The sequence below is a fragment of the Mesorhizobium sp. WSM2240 genome (genome assembly GCF_040438645.1).
Lineage (GTDB): Bacteria > Pseudomonadota > Alphaproteobacteria > Rhizobiales > Rhizobiaceae > Allomesorhizobium.
Genome location: NZ_CP159253.1, coordinates 5178890 through 5199500, shown reverse-complemented (window position 1 = coordinate 5199500; position 20611 = coordinate 5178890). Strand labels below are relative to the sequence as shown.

The following is a 20611-nucleotide window of genomic DNA, read 5'->3' as shown; positions in this document are numbered from 1 at the left end:
GAATGGACGACGCCTAGACCAGCCCTGTCTTTTGCGCCTCTTCGCGCAGGTTCTGCCGGGGGCGCGGGCCGACCTGCTGAATGACCAGGCCAGCCGCCAGCGAGCCGAGGTCACCGCATTCCTTCAGACTCCGGCCGGTGGTGTAGCCGTGCAGGAAGCCCGCCGCATAGAGGTCGCCGGCCCCCGTCGTGTCGACGAGTTCGTCGATGCCGATCGCGTCGATGACGAAGGTCTCGTCGCCGCGCACAATTACGGAGCCCTCTTCCGAGCGGGTGACAGCCGCGATCTTGCAGTCCTTACGGATCGCGGCAAGTGCGGCCTCGAAGGACGCGGTCTGGTAGAGCGATCTGATCTCGTGGCTGTTGGCGAAGACGATGTCGACGGTTCCCGAGCGCATCAGGTCGAGAAATTCGCCGCGGTAACGATCGACACAGAACGGGTCGGACAGCGTCATCGACACTTCGCGGCCGGCGGCATGGGCGTGCGAGGCGGTGAGCCGGATCGCCTCCTTGGCGCGCGGCGGATCCCAGAGGTAGCCCTCGAAATAGGTGACCTTCGCCCCGCGCGCCTTATCGGCCTCGACGTCCTCCGGGCCGAGCTCGACGCAGGCGCCGAGATAGGTGTTCATCGAACGCTCGCCGTCGGGAGTGACGAAAATCATCGAGCGCGCCGTTGGCGGTTCGCCGTCGAGCGGCTTGGTGTCGAAGGCTACGCCCTGGGCGCGGATGTCGTGATAATAGATGTCGCCGAGCGCATCCTTCGAGACCTTGCCGAAAAAGGCAGCCCGCCCGCCGAAGCTCGCCACGCCGGCGGCGGTGTTGCCGGCGCTGCCGCCCGACGCCTCGATGGCGGGACCCATGCGGCCGTAAAGCAGGCCGGCTCGTTCCATGTCGATAAGGTTCATGGCCCCTTTTATGATGCCGTTCTCAATCAGGAAGGCTTCGTCGCACTGGGCGATGATGTCGACAATGGCGTTGCCGATGCAAAGCACGTCATACTGGCTCATCAAGGTCTCCGCGATTGGCCGGCGCTTCCGGCATCTGGCACGCTGGCCGCGGGCGGGTCTAGCGCATGACCCTGAAAAGTGGAACCACTTTCGACGGCGGATGGCCCGGATTCTTGCGGGCGGCGGGCCTCGCGCTTATTTCAGCACGGAAGGAGAGGTCCAAAGCATGATCATTGACGCCGCGCGCGCCGCATTCAGCCGGCTGTTCAGCGCCGAATTCCGGTCGGTATTCGTCAAGACGCTCGGCCTGACGCTGCTCGTGCTTGCGGGGGTGTGGTTCGGGCTGAAGGAACTGTTCGATTGGCTGGCCCTGCCGTGGATCGACATGCTGCTGCCCGGCTTTCCGGACTGGGCGGGCTGGCTCGAACTGATCGCCGCCATACTCGCCGGGATCGGCTTGGCGCTGGGGCTGGCGCTGCTGGTGGCGCCAGTAACGGCCATCATCGCCGGCCTGTTTCTCGACGACGTCGCCGCTGTCGTCGAGCAAAGCGACTACCCCGCCGACCCGCCCGGCCGCGCAATGCCGGTTATTCCGGCGATGATCATGTCGCTGAAATTCTTCGGCGTCGTCATCCTCGGCAATCTTGTGGCGCTGCTCCTGCTGCTTATTCCCGGCGTCAACATCGGCGCGTTCTTCGTCGTCAATGGTTATCTGCTCGGACGCGAGTTCTTCGAATTCGCCGCAATGCGCTTCCGGCCGGAAGCCGAAGCAAAAGCGCTGCGCCGCCGCTACGCCGGGACTGTATTCCTGGCCGGACTGGTCGTCGCGGCGTTCCTGGCCGTGCCGCTGCTCAACCTTTTGACGCCACTATTCGCGGCGGCGATGATGGTGCACCTGCACAAGATGGTCTCGGCGAGCGACCCGGATTTTCCCAAACCCGCCTCCGCGACGGTCCGGCGGGCCGCCTGAGAGTTCAGCGGATCAGGAAACCGCGGCCCAAAGTATCGTCGTCCTCGACGATGAATTCCGCTTTCCCGGAGTAAAATGCCTGCCCGCCCACCCGCGCGATGATCGCATCATGCTGCCCTGCATTGGCCGTGCGGGCGACCGTGCCGGTGAATTGCGAGCCGACGATGCTTTCGAACACCCGCGTCTCGCCGATGGCGATTTGCCCCTCGGCGTACATTGCGGCGAGGCGGGCGGTCACGCCCGAGCCGGTCGGCGACCGGTCGACCTCGGCATCGGCAAAGACGCAGACATTTTTGGTCGGTCGGCCCCCGGAGCCGTCGCCGCCATCGGTCAGGATTGTCCCGTAGAGAAAGGCGAGGTCGCCATGGTCCGGATGCGATAGCGGGAATTCGGCCTTCAGCTTCTCCGTCAGCGCGGTGGCCGCATCAACGAAATCGCGCGCGCGGCTCCGGCCGAATTGGAGGCCGAACTGCCGGCAATCGGCAAGCGCGTAGAAAGCCCCACCATAGGCGATGTCAAAGCCGGTCTCGCCGTAGCCGTCGAGCGACGCCGCCTGGTCTCGCGCGAACAGAAACGCCGGCACGCTTTCGAACGATACCGCGCCCGCCCTGCCGTCCTTCATCTCGACCGAGGCGACAACCATGCCGCACGGGCACTCGATATTGACCGTGGTGACGGGCTCGAGGGCCGTGACAAGGCCCTGGTCGACTGCGTAGCGGCCGAGCGCGATGATAGCGTGGCCGCACATGGTGGAATAGCCCTCATTGTGCATGAACAGCACTGCAAGGTCGGCGTCCGGCAGGTTCGGCTCGACCAGCAGCGCGCCATACATGTCGTAATGGCCGCGCGGTTCGAAGATCAGGATTTTACGCAGATGATCGAGATTATCGCGCACCCAAGCGCGCTTTTCGAGGATCGTGCCGCTCGGGATGGGCGGATAGCCGCCGGTGACGATCCTCAGCGGTTCGCCCCCGGTGTGCATGTCGACGACGGTCAGTTTTTCCATGCCCGCATGCATGTAGGGCGAACGGAACTTGTCAAGCGAAAGCGGCGCGGCAGCCCTTTCAGGCGCCTGCGCCGCCTCGTCCAGCCGCGAGAATGATCCGCAACTCGGCGGCCGAACCGAATGTCGCCGCCCTAGCCCTGCGTCACGGAAAACGCGGACGAAGCGATTTCGTTCACGAATCCTGTCAGTTTTTATCACGCTTCGAAAACAGCGCCTGGAGGTCGCCGAAAGCGACTCCCTGCCTCGAGAATTCGAAGCTGCCGGCATCGAGCATTTCCCGCGCCGCCTTCTCAAGAGCGCCGAATGCCACCGTCGTCAGCTTGGAACCCAGCGATATTCGCCGCGCGCCGGTTTCAGCCAGCATTCTCACGGTGAAATTCGGAGTGGCCAGCACATTGACCGGCTTGCCGACCGCCGAGCAGACGATCCGGATGGCATCGATGTCGCCGATGCCGGGCGCGTAGAGCACGTCGGCGCCGGCTTGCTCGAAAGCCTGGAGCCGCCTGATCGTGTCGTCGATGTCGGGGCGGTTCCAGAGGAAGTTCTCGGCGCGGGCCGTGAACACGAAATCGCGTTTCAGGGATCGAGCCGCTTCGACCGCCGCCGCGACCCGCTCGACCGCATGTGAAAATTCGTAGATCGGCTTGCCCGGCTCGCCGGTGTGGTCCTCGATCGAGCATCCGGACAACCCCGCAGCCTCGGCCGCGAAGATCGTTTCGGCAGCACTTTCCGGACTGTCGCCCTTGCCCTTTTCGAGATCGGCCGAAACCGGCAGATCGGTCGCCGACGCCAATTCTCTGCAATGGTCGATCATCGCCTCGAACCCGACGCCGCCGTCCGGCAAGCCGCGTGAAAAGGCGTAGCCGGCGCTGGTTGTCGCCAGCGCCTTGAACCCCAGTGATGCCAGGAATTTTGCCGTGCCGATATCCCAGGGATTGGGAATGACGAACGTGCTGTCGTGCAGCCGCCTGAATGTAGCGCCCTTGTCCATGGTCCTAATCTCCGATTGGCCGAGTCAGGCTGGACGGTAGTGCCGACGCCGCCACTGCGCAAAGCCGGAATCGGCGGGAGCTGGATCACTCCTGACATCTGCCGCCGAACTGATGGCCGGCGTCAGGCCGTTCCGGTGGAACCGAAGCCGCCGGCGCCGCGTCCGGTTGCGCCGGCAAGGCCGCGCTCCTCGGTACCGAGACGGGTCACCGGGGCGAAGACGATCTGAGCAATGCGCATGCCGCGGGTGACGGCGAATGCCTCGTCGCCGTGATTGATCAGCAGCACCATGATCTCGCCGCGATAGTCGCTGTCGATGGTGCCGGGCGTGTTGAGGCAGGTGATGCCATGCTTGAAGGCGAGGCCGGAGCGCGGACGTACCTGCCCCTCGAAACCGTCGGGAATTTCGAAGACAAGCCCGGTCGGCGCCAGCGCGCGCCTGCCGGGCAGAATAAGCAATGGCCGGTCTTCCGGCACCGCCGCTCGCAAATCCATTCCGGCCGCACCGGCGGTCTCATAGGCCGGCAGCGGCAGATCCTCGCCGTGCGGCAGGCGGACGATAGCTAGCTTTGGTCGTTTTCGGTCCGGGCTTTCCATGAAGCGGTTCTATCGTGCTCGGATGCTGCCGCGTCAACTGGCAAGTAGGGCATGGAGCGAATTTTCACCGTGCCACCTTCGTCTCCTCCATCCTCCTCCATGACCACGGCAGAACATCCGATAGCGGAGGAAAAGGCCGCGGCCACTCCAAATTTTTCTGTTCGAAGCCCGATCGTCCTGACAGCCTTTGTCAGCAGGAGCGTGTAGTTTCCGTCTGCGAAGGACGAGGCAACGATGGCAGATTCGACAGAGGCCGCGCCGGCGCTGAAGGAGATTTTCAACCGCGAGCGGCTCAGCCACATCGCGAAGGAAACCGCGGCCGTCTGGCCGCGCTTCGACGGCGAGCGCTTCCTGAAACTGGCGACGGCCAGGCTCGACGAACTGGGCATCATGCAGCGGATGCGCCAGACCGCCGTCAGCCTGCAGGAGACGCTGCCGCATGATTTTCCCGAAGCGTTGCCGATTCTGAAGGACCTCGCGCCGCGCATAGGCCATAATTTCGCAGCGATCACGCTTTCGGAATTCGTCGCACTCTACGGGCTGAAACATTTCGACCTGTCGCTTGGCGCACTAAAGTTTTTCACACGCTTCGGCTCATCGGAGTTCGCGATCCGGCATTTTCTTGTCGCCGATTTCGACCGGACGATTGCTGTCATGCGCAACTGGGCGGAGGACGAAAACGAACATGTCCGCCGGCTCGCCAGCGAGGGTTCGCGGCCACGCCTTCCCTGGTCGTTTCAGCTCAAGAACCTTATCGCCGACCCTTCTCCGACCGGCTCCATTCTGGAACTGCTGAAAGCCGATCCGAGCCTCTATGTGCGCAAATCCGTTGCCAATCATCTGAACGACATCGGCAAGGACCATCCGGACATTCTGGTCGAGCGGGCGGCCGGCTGGGATCTCGGAGACAAGCGCACGGCCTGGATCGTGCGCCATGCGCTCAGGACGCTGATCAAGAAGGGCGACAGCCGAGCACTTGCGCTGATCGGCACGACAGGCAAGGCCGAGATCAAGGTCGAGGCCTTTGCCGTGGAGCCGGCGGAGATAAAGCTTGGCGAGCGCATCACGACCCGGGCGAGGCTGGGCTCGACCTCGAAAGCTGCGCAGCGGCTCGTCATCGACTATGCCGTGCATTATCCCAAGAAGAACGGCGTCTCGCGAAAGGTGTTCAAGCTCAAGGAGACCGAGCTTCTGCCAGGCGGCGAATGCGAACTCGCAATCAGCCAGACGGTCAGGGACTTCACCACGCGCAAGCACAATGCGGGCTTCCATCGCGTCGAACTGATGGTGAATGGCGAAGCGGTGGCGGAAAGCGGCTTCGACCTGACGATCTGAGCGATTGCCTCCACTCCCGTCAACCGGCAACTTCACACTTGCCGGCCGAACAGGTCGGCGAACCGCTGCAAGTAAAGCGGCCAGCCCCGGTCGCCAGCAACACCTTCGCGTACGCCTTCCCAGCCTTGGCCGTGGCGTTCCAGCTTCCGATGCTCAAGGTCGACGCGGGTCCGGTTCGCCGTCTCAACAGTGAACCGCACCTCCCACTCGCTGGTCTTGTCCGGATCAGTCTCGATCTGCCAGCGCGGGCTGATGTCCCAGCTGAGCAGCACTCGTTGGGGTGGCTCGTAGGCCAGCACCCGCGCCCAGCGGCACTCGCTGCCGTCGACGCCACGGTCGTAGATTTGGCCGCCGACCCAAGGCTCGAACACTGTCTCCGCGATCGGGACGGCGAGCATGTTGTGCTCGCGGGGTTTGAAACTGCCGAAGTCCTCGGTGAAGACCTTGAACGCGCGCTCGATCGAAGCCTCGACCACGACTGACTGCTTCACGGCCGTAATTGGTATTTGCGTGTTCATTCTGACTCCTCCGGTGATTGCTCGACGGCCAGCTTGTAGGCCGCCAGAGTCTTGCTCCAGAATCGGTCGAGCCAGGCCCGCATCATGCCGAGACCGGCCGGATCGATGTGATAGATGTTGCTGGCGCCCTTCGGCTCGATGCGCACCAGACTCGTCTCCTTCAGCACCTTCAGGTGCTGCGACACCGCGGACTGCGACACCGGCATGGCTCGCGTCAGCTCGGCGACCGAGCGCGGACGCTCCGCGATCAGCTCGAAGATATGTCTGCGTGTCGCGTCGCCGAGAGCGGCCATCTGCGCCGAATTATCAGCCATGACTTATCATAAGTGTAAGCTGATTATAATGTCAATGGCGACGGCGGGCGCGTTTCTCGACATGGCCGATGCGCATGGCTATATAGCCGCCATTCACCGGAATCCTGACATGGCTCAAGACATCAAGCAGGCGGTAGCGCGCCGCCGCACTTTCGCGATCATCGCGCACCCGGACGCCGGCAAGACGACGCTCACGGAAAAGCTGCTTCTGTTCGGCGGCGCCATCCAGCTCGCCGGCGAGGTGAAGGCCAAGAAGGACCGCATCCAGACGCGTTCCGACTGGATGAAGATCGAGCGCGAGCGCGGCATCTCCGTGGTCACCTCGGTGATGACCTTCGAATATGACGACACAGTCTTCAACCTCCTGGACACGCCGGGCCACGAGGATTTCGCCGACGACACCTATCGCACGCTCTCCGCGGTCGACAGCGCGGTCATGGTCATCGACGCCGCCAAGGGTATCGAACCGCGCACGCTGAAGCTGTTCGAGGTCTGCCGGCTGCGCGACATCCCGATCGTCACCTTCGTCAACAAGATGGACCGGGAGAGCCGCGATCCGTTCGAAATCCTCGACGAGATCGAACAGAAGCTGGCGCTCGACACCGCGCCCATCACTTGGCCGATCGGCCGCGGCAAGACATTTGCCGGCACTTACCACCTGGCGCAGAATGCCGTGCGCCGCGGCGACGCGGAGAAGGAGCGTACTCCCGTCAACGGACCGGATTCCAACCGGGTCGCCGGCCTGCTGCCCGACAATGAGCGCGAAGCCTTCATCGAGGAGCTGGAGCTTGCCCGCGGGGCCTGCCGGCCTTTCGACAATGACGCCTTCCGCGAAGGCCACCTGACGCCGGTCTATTTCGGCTCGGCGCTGCGCAATTACGGCGTGCGCGACCTGATCGAGGCACTGGCGGATTACGGCCCCGCGCCGCGCGCGCAGGAGGCCGACACCCGCAAGGTCGAGGCGACCGAACAGGACATGTCGGCCTTCGTGTTCAAGATCCAGGCCAATATGGACCCCAACCACCGCGACCGCATCGCTTTCGTTCGCATCTGCTCGGGCAAGCTCGAGCGCGGCATGAAGGCGAAGCTGGTGCGGACCGGCAAGCCGATGAGCCTGTCGGCGCCGCAATTCTTCTTCGCTCGCACCCGCGTCACCGCCGACGAGGCCTATGCCGGCGATGTGGTCGGCATTCCCAACCATGGAACGCTGCGTATCGGCGACACGCTGACCGAAGGCGAAGACATCCTGTTCCGGGGCGTGCCGAACTTTGCGCCGGAGATATTGCGCCGCGTCCGTCTCGGCGACGCCATGAAAGCCAAGAAGCTGAAAGAGGCGCTGCACCAGATGGCCGAGGAGGGCGTTGTGCAACTGTTCTCGCCGGAAGATGGCTCGCCGGCGATCGTCGGCGTTGTCGGCGCGCTGCAGCTCGACGTGCTGAAGGAGCGGCTCAAAATCGAATACACGCTGCCGGTCGACTTCGAAATGTCGCGCTTTTCCATCTGCCGCTGGATCGCCGCAGACAGCTCGGCCGAACTGCACCGCTTCATCGACGCGCATCGCGGCGACATCGCCCGCGATCTCGACGACGACCCGGTATTTCTGGCCCAGCACGCCTTTTCGCTGAACTATGAAGCGGAGCGCTGCAAGGCGATCCGCTTCACGGCGGTCAAGGACTATCAGGTGCGTGAGGCGGCGTAAGGGGCTCAGAAGGCCGGCAAAGCAGGCACATCGCGGCTGGTGTGGATATGGTCGACGATGCCCCACTCCTTCGCCTCCTCGGCAGTCATGAAGTGGTCGCGGTCGAGCTTGCGTTCGACCTCGCCATAGCTCCTGCCGCAGTGCTTGGCATAAAGCTCATTCAGCCTGCGCTTTGTCTTCAGCACGTCTTCGGCGTGCCGCTCGATGTCGGACGCCTGGCCCTGGAAGCCGCCTGACGGCTGGTGCACCAATATGCTCGAATTGGGTAGCGCCGCGCGCAGGCCCGCCTCGCCGGCCATCAGCAGGAACGCGCCCATCGACCGCGCGGTGCCCATGCACAGCGTCGCAACCGGGCTCGAGATGAACTGCATGGTGTCGTAGATCGCCAGCCCGCTGGTGACGACGCCGCCCGGCGAATTGATGTACATGGAGATCTGCTTCTTCGGGTTCTCCGATTCCAGGAACAGAAGCTGCGCGCAGATCAGCGAGGCCATCCCGTCCTCGACCGTGCCGGTTACGAAAACGATGCGCTCTCGCAGGAGCCGCGAGAAAATGTCGAAGGAGCGTTCGCCGCGGTTCGATTGCTCGACGACCATAGGGACGAGATTCATCATGTCGCGCATGCGCGAATTCCTTTCGAGATAGCGATTTGATTGCGGGACTAGGCGGCGGCGCGCATCAGCACATTGCCGTTGGCGGCCGGGGCGCGGATGCGCGGCCGCGCGTCGGTCGCGACATGCACCAGCCGCAGCCACGTGCCGCCATTTGCCGTCGGGCGCAGTTCGAAGGTGACGGTGCTGCCCTCGAGCCCGGCCTCGGCGCCGGCCTCGCGCAGCCCGTAACGGACCATTTCGAGCGGCTTGGATTCGATTGTCTCGATAGCGGAAAAGCGGCCTTTGTTCGGCGCATCATCCTGCGCCGGGCTGCCGCCCGGCAGCCATTGAGCGAGAAGCTCGGGCACGGTGAGCGCCCGCCAGACCTTTTCGGGAGAGGCGTCGAGTTCATACTCGAACGTCACGGCTTCGTCCGGCTTGGGCGCAGGCATCATTGGTCCATCTCCTTGAGCAGTGTCTTCAGCCTGTCGATGCGCTCCGGCCAGAAGGCGCGGTGACGTCCGAGCCAGTCATGCAGCGGCGAAAGGCCATCGGCGCGAAGCCGGTAGCGCACATTACGCCCGGCGCGCTCCTCGCTGATCAGCCCCGCCTGGCGCAGCACGGCGAGATGCTGCGATACGGCCGGTTGCGACATGTCGAGCCCGTTGCGGATTTCCGTCGCGTTGAGTTCGCCGCCGGCGAGACGCTCGAGCACCGCACGGCGGGTCGGATCGGCCAAGGCACGGAAGATGTCTGTCTCGCTCATGCCAACAGATAAGCATTTACTTATGAGTTGTGCAAGCGGATATTTTGGCTGGGGGAATTCGGTGCAGCAAAAAGCGGACCGGGGGCAGGATCGCTCCTACCCCGGTCCGCCCGCCCCACCCCCTGTGGAACTTGTCAGCCGCATGATCTGTCCCGAAAGTCTGCCTTTCGGGATCGTACTCTAGAGCTTTGTCCAGGCAGCGTTTTTCTTCGACGATCTGACGCAGGCCTCGACGAAGGCGACGCCTTCGACGCCGTCCTGAACCGTCGGGAAAATTACGTCGCGGGGCGGCTTGCTATTCTTCTTGCGTGCGGCGCGAATGGCCTTGGCCGCCTCCGTATAAATGTTGGCGAAGCCTTCTAGATAACCTTCCGGATGACCCGACGGAACACGAGTCACCCGGGCGGCGGCCGGGCTCGCGCCGGCGCCGGCGCGGGTGATCAGCTGCTTCGGTTGGCCGAACGGCGTGTACCAGAGATAGTTGGGGTCGGCCTGCACCCATTCAATGCCGCCCTTGGTCCCGTAGACACGCAGCTTCAGTCCGTTCTCATGGCCAGGGGCCACCTGACTCGCCCAGATCATGCCCTTGGCTCCCGACGCGAAACGCAGCATGACATGGGCGTTGTCATCGAGCTTTCGGCCCAGCACGAAGGCGTCGAGATCGGCTGACAGGCTGTCGAGTTCGAGCCCGGTGACGAAACGCGCCAGATTGTAGGCGTGCGTGCCGATGTCGCCGGTCGCGCCGCCGGCACCCGACCGCTTGGGGTCGGAGCGCCACGCCGCCTGCTTCTGGCCGGTCGCGGCAAGATCTTCGGTCAGCCAGTCCTGCGGGTATTCCGCCTGGACGACGCGGATTTCGCCGAGCAGGCCTTTCTGGACCATTTCACGCGCCTGCCGCACCATCGGATAGGCAGTGTAATTGTGCGTGAGCACGAACACCTTGCCGGTCTTTTCCACCAACGCCGCGAGCTTCTTCGCATCGGCCAGCGTCGAGGTCAGCGGCTTGTCGCAGATGACGTGGATGCCGGCTTCGAGAAAGGCTTTCGCAGCGGGATAGTGAACGTGGTTCGGCGTGACGATGGCTACGGCCTCGATGCCGTCCGGCCGCTTGGCTTCTGCCTTTGCCATCTCCTGGAAGGAAGCGTAGTTGCGCTCGGGATCAAGACCGATTTCGGCGCCGGAGGCCTTGGCCCGTTCCGGATCGGACGACAGCGCGCCGGCGACAAGCTGGAACTCGCCATCCATCCGGGCGGCGATGCGATGCACGGCGCCGATGAAGGCGCCTTGCCCGCCGCCGACCATGCCATAGCGGATCGGTCCGGATACGGTTTCAGTCTTCGATGCGCCGACCATGCTTATTGTCTCTCCGCTAATGTATTTGCCGGGCCGTCGTCCCCGGCCTATTTTTGCTGCGCTTGCCGCGATTAAATCAATCCGAGAGAGGCCGGATGAGGAGACGCCCCCGGTCGCCTCCTCATCCGCCACCCAGCGCCCCCGCGCTTAATCTTCGATCCCCATCACCTTCCTGAGCGCGGCCCGGTCGGGCTTGGCCCCGGCGAAATCGTCAAATGCCCTTTCCGTCACCCGGATGATGTGGTGCTGGATGAAAGGCGCGCCTTCGGCCGCGCCATCCTCCGGATGCTTCAGGCAGCATTCCCATTCGAGCACCGCCCAGCTGTCGTAATTGTACTGCGCCAGTTTCGAGAAGATGCCGCCGAAATCCACCTGGCCGTCGCCGAGCGAGCGGAACCGGCCGGCGCGGTTGACCCAGCCCTGATAGCCGGAATAGACGCCCTGCCGGCCGTCCGGATTGAACTCGGCGTCCTTGACATGGAAGGCCTTGATGCGCTCGTGATAGATGTCGATGAAGGCCAGATAATCGAGCTGCTGCAGGAGGAAATGCGAAGGATCGTAGTTAATGTTGCAGCGCTTGTGGCCTCCGACCGCGTCGAGGAACATCTCGAAAGTCGCACCGTCGAACACATCCTCTCCGGGATGGATCTCGTAGCCGATATCGACGCCGGCATCCTCATAGGCGTCGAGGATCGGCTTCCAACGCTTGCCGAGTTCGGCGAACGCCTCTTCGATCAGGCCGGCCGGGCGCTGCGGCCATGGATAGAGGTAGGGAAAAGCGAGAGCGCCGGTAAACGACACCGATGCCTTGAGGCCGAGATTTTCTGAAGCCTTCGCGCCGAAAAGCATCTGTTCGACCGCCCATTGCTGGCGAGCCTTCGGATTGCCGTGTACTTCCGGCGGCGCAAAACCGTCGAACTGGCTGTCATAGGCTGGGTGCACGGCGACGAGCTGGCCCTGGAGATGCGTCGACAATTCGGTGATCTCGACACCGGCCTCGGAGCAGACGCCCTTCACCTCGTCGCAATAGTCCTTCGAGCCCGCCGCCTTCTTCAGATCGAACAGGCGCCCGTCCCAGGTCGGGATCTGGACGCCCTTGTACCCCAGCCCTGCGGCCCATTTGGTTATGCTCTTCAGCGAATTGAAAGGAGCCGCATCACCCGCGAATTGCGCCAGAAATATTCCCGGACCCTTCATCGTCGCCGCCATGCCTCACTCCCTTCCAAATCAACCAGCGAATATCCTTGACGGCCGCAACAGGCCGGGCCATTCGCAACTATGAGATCAAATGCCGTTCTCGATTACCTCTCTGGTAATACCAAATCCTGAGAGCCGGTCAAGCCGGCTGTTCTTCCGGAATGAAGCCGCGGCAAGCGGCTAATCCCGCACATTTTCCTTTGTTATCAGCTATTTGACACTAGGCAAGCGGCTCACTTGAGCTCGCCTTGCGACGACATTGGAAATGCGTTAGATATCGCCATATACCCAATTGGTAGAACCAGTTCGTCTGATCGGCTGGCGTCCCGTTCGGGAGGAAATCATGCTTTCACCGCTTGGTGAAAGCAATGCAGGTAAGTTCCGGGAGAGAGAAACATGCATCTTTCGACGCATAACTGGATGCGAGCCGAGCCGTTGGAAGTCACACTCAGGCGGATCAAGAATTTTGGCTACGAGTCGATCGAGATTTCCGGCGAGCCCGAACAATACAAGCCGGCCGAGACGCGCAAGCTTTTGAAGGAATACGGAATACGCTGCTGGGGCGCGGTCACGTTGATGCTTGGCGAGCGCAACCTTGCCGCCAGGGACCAGGGTCAGCGCGAGCGCTCCGTACAGTACGTCAAGGACGTGCTGACAATGGTGAGCGAACTCGATGGCGAGATCATCACGCTCGTACCCGCGACGGTTGGCAAGGTCGTGCCTGACGGCACCGAGGAGGAAGAGTGGGAATGGGTGGTCGACGCCACCAAGGAATGCTTCGCCCACGCCCAGAAGGTCGGCGTGCGTGTCGCGATCGAGCCGCTCAACCGGTTCGAGACTTACCTCTTCAACCGCGGCGAACAGGCGTTGGCGCTGGCCGACGCGGTCAGCCCTGAATGCGGCGTCTGCCTCGACGCATACCATCTTCACATGGAGGAGTTCGACGTCGAGGAGGCTATCCGCAAAGCCGGCAAGCGCCTGTTCGACTTCCATATTGCCGACAACAACCGCTTTGCCGCCGGGCTTGGCACGATCGACTGGAAGAAAATCGTCCACGTGCTGAAGGACATTGGCTACGACGGCGCTCTCACCAACGAATTCGTCGCTCCGGTCGACCGCACCCCGGCCAACCGCTACCCGGAAATGGTCGAGCGCAATCCCGTCGACATCTCGCCCGAGCAGCTGAAGTTCATCCAGGACCACGGCTCCAGCGTGCTGACGGAAAAGTTCTACACCGACCAGATGCGCATCACGGCAGAAACCATCCTGCCGTTGATCAGGTAAGGGGCGAAGGTCCGGCAACTGGATGCGCATCAAACAGGTCCAAGCCTGGTGGGTCAGGGTGCCCATCGAAGCAAGCCGCCAGCATCGCAGCGATTTCGGCCAGGTGCGGACGTTCGACGCCGCCATTCTGCGCATCGAAACCGATGACGGCCTGGTCGGGTGGGGAGAGGGCAAGAACGCCGCGGGCAGCGCCGGCTCTTATGGCGCGCTCGTTCACATGCTGAACCATGAAGTCGGGCCGCAACTGATCGGCCGGCATGCCGGCGACATCGGCGTCATCTGGGAAATGCTCTACAATGGCGTGCGCCACGAAACCGCGGCGGCGTCAGGCCATGCCATGCCGCAACTTGCACGCCGCGGGCTGTCGATCGCGGCGATCAGCGCGGTCGATATTGCGCTGTGGGACATTCTCGGAAAGTCGCTCGGCCAGCCGGTCTGGCGGCTACTCGGCGGCCGCAAGCTCGACCGCATGCCGGCCTATGCTTCCGGCGGCTGGGCTGCCGCCGACAAGATCGGCGAACAGCTCCAGTCCTATGTCGACCAGGGAGGCTTTCGGGGCGTGAAGATGCGCGTCGGCGCGATGGACGGCGCTTCGCACATCTCGGCTGCCCGTGTCCGCGCCGCCCGAGCCGCGCTCGGGCCGGAAGTCGAGCTGATGGTCGATGCCCACGGCACCTACACGGTCGCCGAAGCCAAACGCTTCGCCCAATCGGTGTCGGACTGCGATCTCGCCTGGTTCGAGGAGCCGGTGATCGCCGACGACAAGGCCGGCATGGCGGAGGTGCGCGCCGCCTCCAGTATTCCCGTCGCAGTCGGCGAAAGCGAGGCGACGCGCTACGCCTTCCGCGACCTCGCGGTCCTGAAAGCAGCGGACATCTTCCAGCCCGATCCCGCCTTCTGCGGCGGCATAAGCGAGGCGATGAAGATCGGCACCATCGCCAGTGCGTTCAACCTGCGGCTGGCGCCGCATCTGTGGGCCGGGGCGCCCTGCTTCTTCGCCGGTCTGCATGTCTGCGCCGCATCGCCAGCCAGCTTCACCATCGAATATTCGGTCGGCGCCAACCCGATGATCCATGATCTGGTCGAGGAGACGGTACGGATCGAAGACGGCATGGTCGCCATTCCGGATTCTCCGGGGCTGGGCTTCACGGTCTCAAAGCGGTTCCTGGAGGCCCACGCACAGAGCGTACGACAATGAAAGACAAGAACCTGCTCGCGGAACTCGCAGCCTATCTGTTCTCCTGTTCGAATTCCGAGACGGGACGCACCCCTTCGGAGCGCGAGCTCGCGGACCATTTTTCGGTGAGCCGCGGCCAGATCCGCGAGGCGCTGGCGATACTGGAAGCCATGCGCATCGTCGAAAGGCGCGCCAAATCTGGCATCTACCTGACCACGCGCCAGGCCAGCGTCGAGGCCATGGCGCTGTTCGCCAAGGCCGGCGTGCCGCTCGACCCGATCCAAATCTACGAGACGGTCGAGTTGCGCAAGATTCATGAGATCAAGGCGGCCGAGCTCGCCTGCAGCAGGGCCACCGAGGAGAATTACGAGCGCCTGCGCGAAATTCTCCGCGCCTCGGAGGAGCGATTAGCGGCCGGCGAGGGCCTGGCCAAGGAAGACCGGGACTTTCACCTGGAGATCGTGCGGGCCACCAAGAACAGCGTTTTTTACAAGGTCTGCAGCATCTATTATGTCATGGGCGAGCAGAGGCTGCCGATCTATTTCAACGACCCGGCGCGCGGGCAGAGGTCGCATGCCGAGCACCTGCAGATTTTCGATGCACTGCTCAGGCGCGACGGCAATCTTGCCCAGGCGCTGATGAGCGCCCATTTGCAGGGGGCGGAGAGTTACTGGAAGGGTCTGATCAGCGGCATGGGAGCGGAACCGCCTGACCCGGCGCTCGAGACGGCCTGAACCGTGGCGGTCATCTTTTCCACGCATGAACTGCACCGCCAGGCGACGGACATGCTGTCCAAAGCGGGCGAGTTCGTAGTCGCTTCGGCGCCGGACGCCGAGACGCTGGCGCGCGAAACGGCGAATGCCGAGATCATCATCGTGCGCGCGCCGCTGCCGGCCTTGCTGTTCGAGCGCGCGCCGGGATTGCGCGCAGCGATCCGGCACGGGGCCGGGCTCGACATGATTCCGGTCGAGGCCGCAACGAATGCAGGCGTGCTGGTCGCCAACGTGCCTGGCGTCAACGCGCGCTCCGTCGCCGAGCATGTCTTCCTCGTGACGCTGGCCCTGCTCCGGCGATTTCGCGCCATGGACCGCGACCTGCGGGCAAAAGGCTGGCTCGCGGGGCGCAACCACGCCAATTCGGCCGGCGAACTGGCCGGCCGCACCATGGGCATCATCGGCATGGGCAATGTCGGCACCGAAGTCGCCCACATCGCACGGTTCGGCTTTGGCCTGGAGGTGATCGCCAATACCCGCGATCGCAGGAACCTGCCCGAAAACGTGGCATTCGCCAATATCGACGACCTCGTCCGGCAAAGCGACATCATCGTGCTTTGCTGTCCGCTGACTTTGGAGACCACCGGTTTGATCAGTCAGGATCGCATCCGGCAGATGAAGCCGGACGCATTGCTCGTCAACGTATCGCGTGGCCCCGTTATCGACGACGCCGCGCTCCTGAAAGCCTTGGCCGGCAGGAAGATCGGCGGCGCGGCGCTGGATGTCTTCGCCACGCAGCCGCTGCCGGCCGACCATCCCTATTTTTCCTTCGACAATGTGATCGTCACGCCGCATCTGGCCGGCATCACCGAGGAAAGCATGATGCGGATGGGCGTCGGCGCGGCCGAGGAGGCGATCCGGGTGCTCGGCGGCGGGCTCCCGGTCAATCTGTGCAATCCCGAAGCGGTCGAGCACTACAGGCGGCGGTTTCCCGATTAAATCCCGACCCGCGGCGCTATTTCCGCGCCGGACCTTCGCGTTCCGCCGATTTGGCCCATAAATTGATGTTGGCGTCGCGTGCGTGCTGGTCGATCTCGGCCAGTTCCTGATCGCTGAAATCCGGGGATTTCAGCGCGCCGACACAATCCTCGACCTGCTCGGGGCGGCTGGCGCCGATCAGCGCCGACGTGACGCGGCCCTTGCGCAGCACCCAGGCCAGCGCCATCTGCGCGAGCGTCTGCCCGCGCTTCTCTGCGATGGCGTTGAGCGCGCTGATGTTCGAAATCGTGTGGTCGTTGAGGAATGTCTGCCTGAGCGACTTGCCCTGCGCGGCCCGGCTTTCCTGCGGAATGCCGTCGAGATATTTGGCGGTCAGCATGCCCTGCGCCAGCGGCGAGAAGACGATCGAGCCAATGCCGATGCCATCGAGCGTGTCAAGGAGCCCGTCATCCTCGACCCAGCGGTTGATCATCGAATAGCTGGGCTGGTGGATCAGGAGCGGCGTGCCAAGGTCCCGCAATATGGCGGCCGCCTCGCGCGTGCGCTGCGAATTGTAGGACGAGATGCCGGCGTAGAGCGCCTTGCCGGACCGGACCGCCTGGTCCAGCGCCATCATGGTTTCTTCCAGCGGCGTCTCCGGATCGAAGCGGTGCGAGTAGAAGATGTCGACATAGTCGAGACCCATGCGCCTCAGGCTCTGGTCGAGGCTCGCCAGCAGATATTTGCGGCTGCCCCACTCGCCATAGGGTCCGGGCCACATGTCGTAGCCGGCCTTGGTCGAGATGATCATCTCGTCGCGATAGCCGGCGAAATCGCTGAGCAATATTTCACCGAAAGCGATCTCAGCCGACCCGGGCGGCGGACCGTAGTTGTTGGCGAGATCGAAATGCGTGATGCCGAGGTCGAAGGCCTTGCGGCAGATCGCAAGCTTGGTGCGGTGCGGCGTGTCCTCGCCGAAATTGTGCCACAGGCCGAGCGAGATCGCGGGCAATTTTAGCCCGGATTTTCCGCAGCGGTTGTAGCGCATGGTTTCGTAGCGGTTTTCAGCCGGATGCCATTTCATATTCTCGGTTCCTGGTCGGACGGCGGAAGGGGAGCGCGCAAGCGCGCTCCTCCGATAGCCTTATTTCCGCTTGGCGAGAAGCGCCTTCGCTTCCCTTATGCCGACTGCGGCCGGGCGTTCGCAACTCGTCTGCATCTCGACGAATTTGCCCGTCTCGCCCGATTTCAGGATGCCGGTCATAACGTCGATGGCGTGCAAGGCAGCGTCCAGCGAGCAGCGATGCGGCCGGCCTTCCATGATGCCGATAGCCATGTCGGCCAGACCCACCGTACGATAATTTGCCATCATGCCCATCGAGTGCATCTGGTTGGGCACGCCGAACGGGTGATCCCATTTGGGCACTTTCTTGACCGGCTTTGGGCCCTTGCTGAAGCGCACGTCACCGCCGAAGAAATTGGGATCGGGCACGTGCATCGTGCCCAGTTCGCCGTAAAGCTCCATCGGTGAATGCCCGTGCAGCCAGACATCCCAGCTCGCGTTGAATGTCACGGCAGCGCCGGACGCGAATTCCATCAAAGCGTGGATGGTCGTCGGCGTGGTGACCGGGATTTTCTCGCCGGCTCGGGGCTTGGATGTGATCGTGCGCTCGGCAGCCGGGATGGAGGTCAGCGCCGCGACCCGCTTCACCGGCCCGATGAGCTGGATCAGGTTCGAGATGTAATACGGTCCGAGATCGAGGATCGGTCCGCCGCCCTCGACGAAGAAGAAGTCCGGATTGGGATGCCAGTGCTCCATGCCGTGGCTCATCACATGACAGGTGCCGCTGGTGATCTTTCCGAGCTTTCCGGAATCGACCAGGCTGCGCGCCAGTTGGTGCGAGCCGCCGAAGAACGTGTCGGGGGCGGAGCCGATGCGCACATTTTGCTTCTCCGCGCGTTTCTTCAGGTCCTGTCCGTCCTTGAGCGAGAGCACGAACGGCTTTTCCGAATAAACATGCTTGCCGGCGTCGAGGATCTGCTTCGACACGTCGTAATGGGCCGCAGGTATGGTGAGGTTCACGACGATGTCGACATCGTCGGCTTTCAAGAGCCCGTCCACCGTCTCGGCACGCAGACCGAATTCCTTGGAGCGCGCCTTTGCCGATTCCTGATTGATATCGGCGCAGGCGCGCATCTCGATGCCCTTGAACAATGGCGCTAGGGAAAAATAGGCCTTGGAAATGTTTCCGCAGCCTATGACCCCGACCCCCAGTTTTCTTGCCATTTCCGAATGCTCCTAGAATGTCTTTGCGGCGTCGATCGAGCGCTTGGCGAAGCGCTCGAAGTCGCTCGGATTGTCGTGTTCCATGGCGTAGACCGTCGCCTTGGTCTTGCTTCGCAAATCCTGCATCAGGCTACGCCAGCCGACGGTGCCGTGGCCGACATCGGCCCAGCCGTCCTCGTTGGCGGCCTCTCCCGGCCGAGCGATATCTTTGACGTGCACGGCGACGATGCGCGAGGCGTAGCGGTCGATCCAGTCGATCGGATCAGCGCCGCCGCGAATGACCCAAGCCACGTCGATCTCCCAGCCAATGTCGGGCGCCGCGTCGAGTATGTGCTGCTGCGGGACGCTGCCGTCGGCCAGCGGGACGAACTCGAAATCATGATTGTGCCAGGCGAACTGGAAGCCGGCCTTGTTCGCCTCCTTGCCGACGGCGGCCAGTCTCCTGCCGAACGCCTGCCAGCCGGCCGCGTCCGAAGGCCGCTGGTCGGCTATCAGATAGGGGCAGGCCATGATGCCCATTCCAAGTGTCCTGGCGAGTGCGGCCGCGCCGGCGAAATCGTTCTCGAGCATGTCGATAGAGAAATGTCCGCTCGGCATCGTCAGCCCGTTGCCGTCGAGTTCGGCACGCAAGCCTGCCGGGTCGTCATAGATGCCGCCATATCCTTCGACCTGCCTGTAGCCGAGCTCGGCCAGCTTCTTGAGCACTCCGCTCCAGGGTTGAAAATTGCGCGCGCTATAGAGTTGAAATGACCAGTCCATCTTGGCTTTCCCGTGTGCTGCTTTGATTGGGGTGAATGTCAGATGCGGTTGCCGGTCGCGGCGTCGAACAGCGAGGCGCGCGCGGGATCGAAGCCGATCCTGACGCGGTCGCCGGTTCTCAACGCCCTTTCCGATTCCACTCGGAAGGCGAGATCCCGGCCACCGAGCTTCGTCCAGACCAGCGTGTCGGAACCCATAGGCTCGACGATCTCGATTTCGGCTTCCTGCGCGAACGGCATCGCGTCGGCGGCATCGCCGAAGGCGATGTGCTCGGGTCTGATGCCGAGCACCATGGGGCCTGCAGGCGGGGTTCCGCTGCCGTTGAACTTGTAGCGGTCGACCGGCACTGTAGCATCTCCGATCTTGACCTTGGCGCCTGCGCCGATCTCCAGTTCGCCCTCCAGGAAATTCATGCCTGGCGAGCCGATGAAGCCTGCGACAAAGAGATTGACCGGGTGGTTGTAGATCTGCTGCGGCGCGTCCAGCTGCTGGATGACGCCGCCCTTCATGACCGCTATGCGATCAGCAAGCGTCATCGCCTCGATCTGGTCGTGGGTGACGTAGATCATAGTGTTGGCCAGCTTCTGGTGCAGCCGTTTGATCTCGACGCGCAGTTCAGAGCGCAATTTGGCGTCCAGATTGGACAGCGGCTCGTCGAACAGGAACACATCGACGTCGCGCACCAGAGCGCGACCGATGGCAACGCGCTGGCGCTGGCCGCCGGAAAGCTGGGATGGCTTTCGATCGAGAAGCGGCTCGATCTGCAGGATGTCGGCCGTCCGCGCGATGCGCTTTTCGATCTCATCCCTAGGGACGCCGGCGTTCTTCAGCCCGAACGTCAGGTTGCCCTTGACGGTCATCTGCGGATAAAGCGCGTAGGATTGGAAGACCATGCCGATGCCGCGGTCCTTAGGCTCCTCCCAGGTGACGTTCTTGCCGTTAATGAATATCTGGCCGGCGGAGACGTCGAGCAGACCCGCCACGCAGTTGAGCAGCGTGGATTTTCCACAGCCGGACGGCCCGAGAAGAACCAGGAACTCGCCTTCCGGAACGTCGAGATTGAGCGATTTCAACACTTCGACGGTGCCGAAATTCAAGGACACGTCGTGCACGATAACACTGGTCATGC

Annotated in this window: 22 protein-coding genes; 7 read left to right on the top strand and 15 right to left on the bottom strand. The window is 63.1% G+C overall.

What is annotated here, in order from left to right:
* Positions 1 to 13 precede the first annotated feature (13 nt).
* Positions 14 to 1006: an adenosine kinase gene (locus tag ABVK50_RS25855; protein WP_353643859.1), complete on the bottom strand. Its 993-nt coding sequence runs from the start codon at positions 1004 to 1006 to the stop codon at positions 14 to 16.
* A 166-nt stretch (positions 1007 to 1172) separates the two neighbouring features.
* On the opposite strand from ABVK50_RS25855, the gene ABVK50_RS25850 reads away from it, so the two are divergent.
* Positions 1173 to 1916: a sulfate transporter family protein gene (locus ABVK50_RS25850; protein WP_353643860.1), complete on the top strand. Its 744-nt coding sequence runs from the start codon at positions 1173 to 1175 to the stop codon at positions 1914 to 1916.
* A gap of 4 nt (positions 1917 to 1920) precedes the next feature.
* Here the strand turns inward: ABVK50_RS25850 and ABVK50_RS25845 are convergent, their stop codons facing one another.
* From ABVK50_RS25845 to dut, 3 genes are all read right to left on the bottom strand, one after another.
* On the bottom strand, positions 1921 to 2922 hold the full coding sequence (locus ABVK50_RS25845) for a proline racemase family protein (protein ID WP_353643861.1): 1002 nt from the start codon (positions 2920 to 2922) through the stop codon (positions 1921 to 1923).
* 184 nt (positions 2923 to 3106) lie between these two features.
* Positions 3107 to 3913, bottom strand: a complete 807-nt coding sequence (locus ABVK50_RS25840) for an isocitrate lyase/phosphoenolpyruvate mutase family protein (protein WP_353643862.1) — start codon at positions 3911 to 3913, stop codon at positions 3107 to 3109.
* 122 nt (positions 3914 to 4035) lie between these two features.
* Positions 4036 to 4509 carry a dUTP diphosphatase gene (gene dut / locus ABVK50_RS25835; RefSeq protein WP_353643863.1) on the bottom strand — a complete coding sequence of 158 codons (474 nt, stop codon included), beginning with the start codon at positions 4507 to 4509 and terminating at the stop codon, positions 4036 to 4038.
* 234 nt (positions 4510 to 4743) lie between these two features.
* On the opposite strand from dut, the gene ABVK50_RS25830 reads away from it, so the two are divergent.
* Complete coding sequence (locus ABVK50_RS25830) at positions 4744 to 5844, top strand: DNA alkylation repair protein (RefSeq protein WP_353643864.1); 1101 nt, start codon at positions 4744 to 4746, stop codon at positions 5842 to 5844.
* Between the two features lie 32 nt (positions 5845 to 5876).
* Here the strand turns inward: ABVK50_RS25830 and ABVK50_RS25825 are convergent, their stop codons facing one another.
* Positions 5877 to 6362, bottom strand: coding sequence for an SRPBCC family protein (locus ABVK50_RS25825; RefSeq protein ID WP_353643865.1), 486 nt, complete (start codon positions 6360 to 6362; stop codon positions 5877 to 5879).
* On the bottom strand, positions 6359 to 6676 hold the full coding sequence (locus ABVK50_RS25820) for a metalloregulator ArsR/SmtB family transcription factor (protein WP_353643866.1): 318 nt from the start codon (positions 6674 to 6676) through the stop codon (positions 6359 to 6361). The genes ABVK50_RS25825 and ABVK50_RS25820 overlap by 4 nt, the downstream gene beginning before the upstream one ends.
* Positions 6677 to 6785: 109 nt before the next feature.
* Here ABVK50_RS25820 and ABVK50_RS25815 point away from each other — a divergent pair, with 109 nt between their 5' ends.
* Positions 6786 to 8375, top strand: a complete 1590-nt coding sequence (locus ABVK50_RS25815) for a peptide chain release factor 3 (protein WP_353645811.1) — start codon at positions 6786 to 6788, stop codon at positions 8373 to 8375.
* Between the two features lie 5 nt (positions 8376 to 8380).
* Here ABVK50_RS25815 and ABVK50_RS25810 read toward each other — a convergent pair whose 3' ends face one another.
* From ABVK50_RS25810 to ABVK50_RS25790, 5 genes are all read right to left on the bottom strand, one after another.
* The gene (locus ABVK50_RS25810) at positions 8381 to 8998 is read right to left on the bottom strand and encodes an ATP-dependent Clp protease proteolytic subunit (protein WP_353643867.1); all 618 of its coding nucleotides are present in this window, start codon (positions 8996 to 8998) and stop codon (positions 8381 to 8383) included.
* Between the two features lie 38 nt (positions 8999 to 9036).
* The gene (locus ABVK50_RS25805) at positions 9037 to 9423 is read right to left on the bottom strand and encodes an SRPBCC domain-containing protein (RefSeq protein ID WP_353643868.1); all 387 of its coding nucleotides are present in this window, start codon (positions 9421 to 9423) and stop codon (positions 9037 to 9039) included.
* On the bottom strand, positions 9420 to 9734 hold the full coding sequence (locus tag ABVK50_RS25800; protein WP_353643869.1) for a metalloregulator ArsR/SmtB family transcription factor: 315 nt from the start codon (positions 9732 to 9734) through the stop codon (positions 9420 to 9422). Before ABVK50_RS25800 ends, ABVK50_RS25805 begins: the two co-directional genes overlap by 4 nt.
* Before the next feature lie 180 nt (positions 9735 to 9914).
* Positions 9915 to 11087 (bottom strand): Gfo/Idh/MocA family oxidoreductase, encoded by a 1173-nt coding sequence (locus ABVK50_RS25795; RefSeq protein ID WP_353643870.1) that lies wholly within the window; start codon positions 11085 to 11087, stop codon positions 9915 to 9917.
* Positions 11088 to 11234: 147 nt separating this feature from the next.
* Positions 11235 to 12296: a sugar phosphate isomerase/epimerase gene (locus ABVK50_RS25790; protein WP_353643871.1), complete on the bottom strand. Its 1062-nt coding sequence runs from the start codon at positions 12294 to 12296 to the stop codon at positions 11235 to 11237.
* A 384-nt stretch (positions 12297 to 12680) separates the two neighbouring features.
* Here ABVK50_RS25790 and ABVK50_RS25785 point away from each other — a divergent pair, with 384 nt between their 5' ends.
* From ABVK50_RS25785 to ABVK50_RS25770, 4 genes are read left to right on the top strand one after another with little or no spacing between them, the layout of a single operon-like run.
* Positions 12681 to 13568, top strand: coding sequence for a sugar phosphate isomerase/epimerase family protein (locus tag ABVK50_RS25785; protein WP_353643872.1), 888 nt, complete (start codon positions 12681 to 12683; stop codon positions 13566 to 13568).
* A 22-nt stretch (positions 13569 to 13590) separates the two neighbouring features.
* Entirely contained in the window at positions 13591 to 14766 is a 1176-nt protein-coding gene (locus tag ABVK50_RS25780; protein ID WP_353643873.1) for a mandelate racemase/muconate lactonizing enzyme family protein, read from the top strand.
* Positions 14763 to 15479 carry a FadR/GntR family transcriptional regulator gene (locus ABVK50_RS25775; protein ID WP_353643874.1) on the top strand — a complete coding sequence of 239 codons (717 nt, stop codon included), beginning with the start codon at positions 14763 to 14765 and terminating at the stop codon, positions 15477 to 15479. The genes ABVK50_RS25780 and ABVK50_RS25775 overlap by 4 nt, the downstream gene beginning before the upstream one ends.
* A 3-nt stretch (positions 15480 to 15482) precedes the next feature.
* Entirely contained in the window at positions 15483 to 16457 is a 975-nt protein-coding gene (locus ABVK50_RS25770) for an NAD(P)-dependent oxidoreductase (protein ID WP_353643875.1), read from the top strand.
* 16 nt (positions 16458 to 16473) lie between these two features.
* On the opposite strand, the gene mgrA is transcribed toward ABVK50_RS25770, so the two are convergent.
* The 4 genes from mgrA to ABVK50_RS25750 are packed head-to-tail and all read right to left on the bottom strand — an operon-like array spanning position 16474 to position 20609.
* Entirely contained in the window at positions 16474 to 17520 is a 1047-nt protein-coding gene (gene mgrA / locus ABVK50_RS25765; protein ID WP_353643876.1) for an L-glyceraldehyde 3-phosphate reductase, read from the bottom strand.
* A 60-nt stretch (positions 17521 to 17580) separates the two neighbouring features.
* Positions 17581 to 18723 carry a Gfo/Idh/MocA family oxidoreductase gene (locus ABVK50_RS25760; RefSeq protein WP_353643877.1) on the bottom strand — a complete coding sequence of 381 codons (1143 nt, stop codon included), beginning with the start codon at positions 18721 to 18723 and terminating at the stop codon, positions 17581 to 17583.
* 12 nt (positions 18724 to 18735) lie between these two features.
* Positions 18736 to 19482, bottom strand: coding sequence for a sugar phosphate isomerase/epimerase (locus ABVK50_RS25755; RefSeq protein WP_353643878.1), 747 nt, complete (start codon positions 19480 to 19482; stop codon positions 18736 to 18738).
* A gap of 38 nt (positions 19483 to 19520) precedes the next feature.
* Complete coding sequence (locus ABVK50_RS25750; RefSeq protein WP_353643879.1) at positions 19521 to 20609, bottom strand: ABC transporter ATP-binding protein; 1089 nt, start codon at positions 20607 to 20609, stop codon at positions 19521 to 19523.
* Between the last annotated feature and the right edge of the window lie 2 nt (positions 20610 to 20611).

Excerpts from the sequence above, each read along its gene's own strand:
- ABVK50_RS25855 (WP_353643859.1), bottom strand. The coding sequence starts at position 1,006 with ATGAGCCAGTATGACGTGCTTTGCATCGGCAACGCCATTGTCGACATC.
- ABVK50_RS25850 (WP_353643860.1), top strand. The coding sequence starts at position 1,173 with ATGATCATTGACGCCGCGCGCGCCGCATTCAGCCGGCTGTTCAGCGCC.
- ABVK50_RS25845 (WP_353643861.1), bottom strand. The coding sequence starts at position 2,922 with ATGGAAAAACTGACCGTCGTCGACATGCACACCGGGGGCGAACCGCTG.
- ABVK50_RS25840 (WP_353643862.1), bottom strand. The coding sequence starts at position 3,913 with ATGGACAAGGGCGCTACATTCAGGCGGCTGCACGACAGCACGTTCGTC.
- dut (WP_353643863.1), bottom strand. The coding sequence starts at position 4,509 with ATGGAAAGCCCGGACCGAAAACGACCAAAGCTAGCTATCGTCCGCCTG.
- ABVK50_RS25830 (WP_353643864.1), top strand. The coding sequence starts at position 4,744 with ATGGCAGATTCGACAGAGGCCGCGCCGGCGCTGAAGGAGATTTTCAAC.
- ABVK50_RS25825 (WP_353643865.1), bottom strand. The coding sequence starts at position 6,362 with ATGAACACGCAAATACCAATTACGGCCGTGAAGCAGTCAGTCGTGGTC.
- ABVK50_RS25820 (WP_353643866.1), bottom strand. The coding sequence starts at position 6,676 with ATGGCTGATAATTCGGCGCAGATGGCCGCTCTCGGCGACGCGACACGC.
- ABVK50_RS25815 (WP_353645811.1), top strand. The coding sequence starts at position 6,786 with ATGGCTCAAGACATCAAGCAGGCGGTAGCGCGCCGCCGCACTTTCGCG.
- ABVK50_RS25810 (WP_353643867.1), bottom strand. The coding sequence starts at position 8,998 with ATGCGCGACATGATGAATCTCGTCCCTATGGTCGTCGAGCAATCGAAC.
- ABVK50_RS25805 (WP_353643868.1), bottom strand. The coding sequence starts at position 9,423 with ATGATGCCTGCGCCCAAGCCGGACGAAGCCGTGACGTTCGAGTATGAA.
- ABVK50_RS25800 (WP_353643869.1), bottom strand. The coding sequence starts at position 9,734 with ATGAGCGAGACAGACATCTTCCGTGCCTTGGCCGATCCGACCCGCCGT.
- ABVK50_RS25795 (WP_353643870.1), bottom strand. The coding sequence starts at position 11,087 with ATGGTCGGCGCATCGAAGACTGAAACCGTATCCGGACCGATCCGCTAT.
- ABVK50_RS25790 (WP_353643871.1), bottom strand. The coding sequence starts at position 12,296 with ATGGCGGCGACGATGAAGGGTCCGGGAATATTTCTGGCGCAATTCGCG.
- ABVK50_RS25785 (WP_353643872.1), top strand. The coding sequence starts at position 12,681 with ATGCATCTTTCGACGCATAACTGGATGCGAGCCGAGCCGTTGGAAGTC.
- ABVK50_RS25780 (WP_353643873.1), top strand. The coding sequence starts at position 13,591 with ATGCGCATCAAACAGGTCCAAGCCTGGTGGGTCAGGGTGCCCATCGAA.
- ABVK50_RS25775 (WP_353643874.1), top strand. The coding sequence starts at position 14,763 with ATGAAAGACAAGAACCTGCTCGCGGAACTCGCAGCCTATCTGTTCTCC.
- mgrA (WP_353643876.1), bottom strand. The coding sequence starts at position 17,520 with ATGAAATGGCATCCGGCTGAAAACCGCTACGAAACCATGCGCTACAAC.
- ABVK50_RS25760 (WP_353643877.1), bottom strand. The coding sequence starts at position 18,723 with ATGGCAAGAAAACTGGGGGTCGGGGTCATAGGCTGCGGAAACATTTCC.
- ABVK50_RS25755 (WP_353643878.1), bottom strand. The coding sequence starts at position 19,482 with ATGGACTGGTCATTTCAACTCTATAGCGCGCGCAATTTTCAACCCTGG.
- ABVK50_RS25750 (WP_353643879.1), bottom strand. The coding sequence starts at position 20,609 with ATGACCAGTGTTATCGTGCACGACGTGTCCTTGAATTTCGGCACCGTC.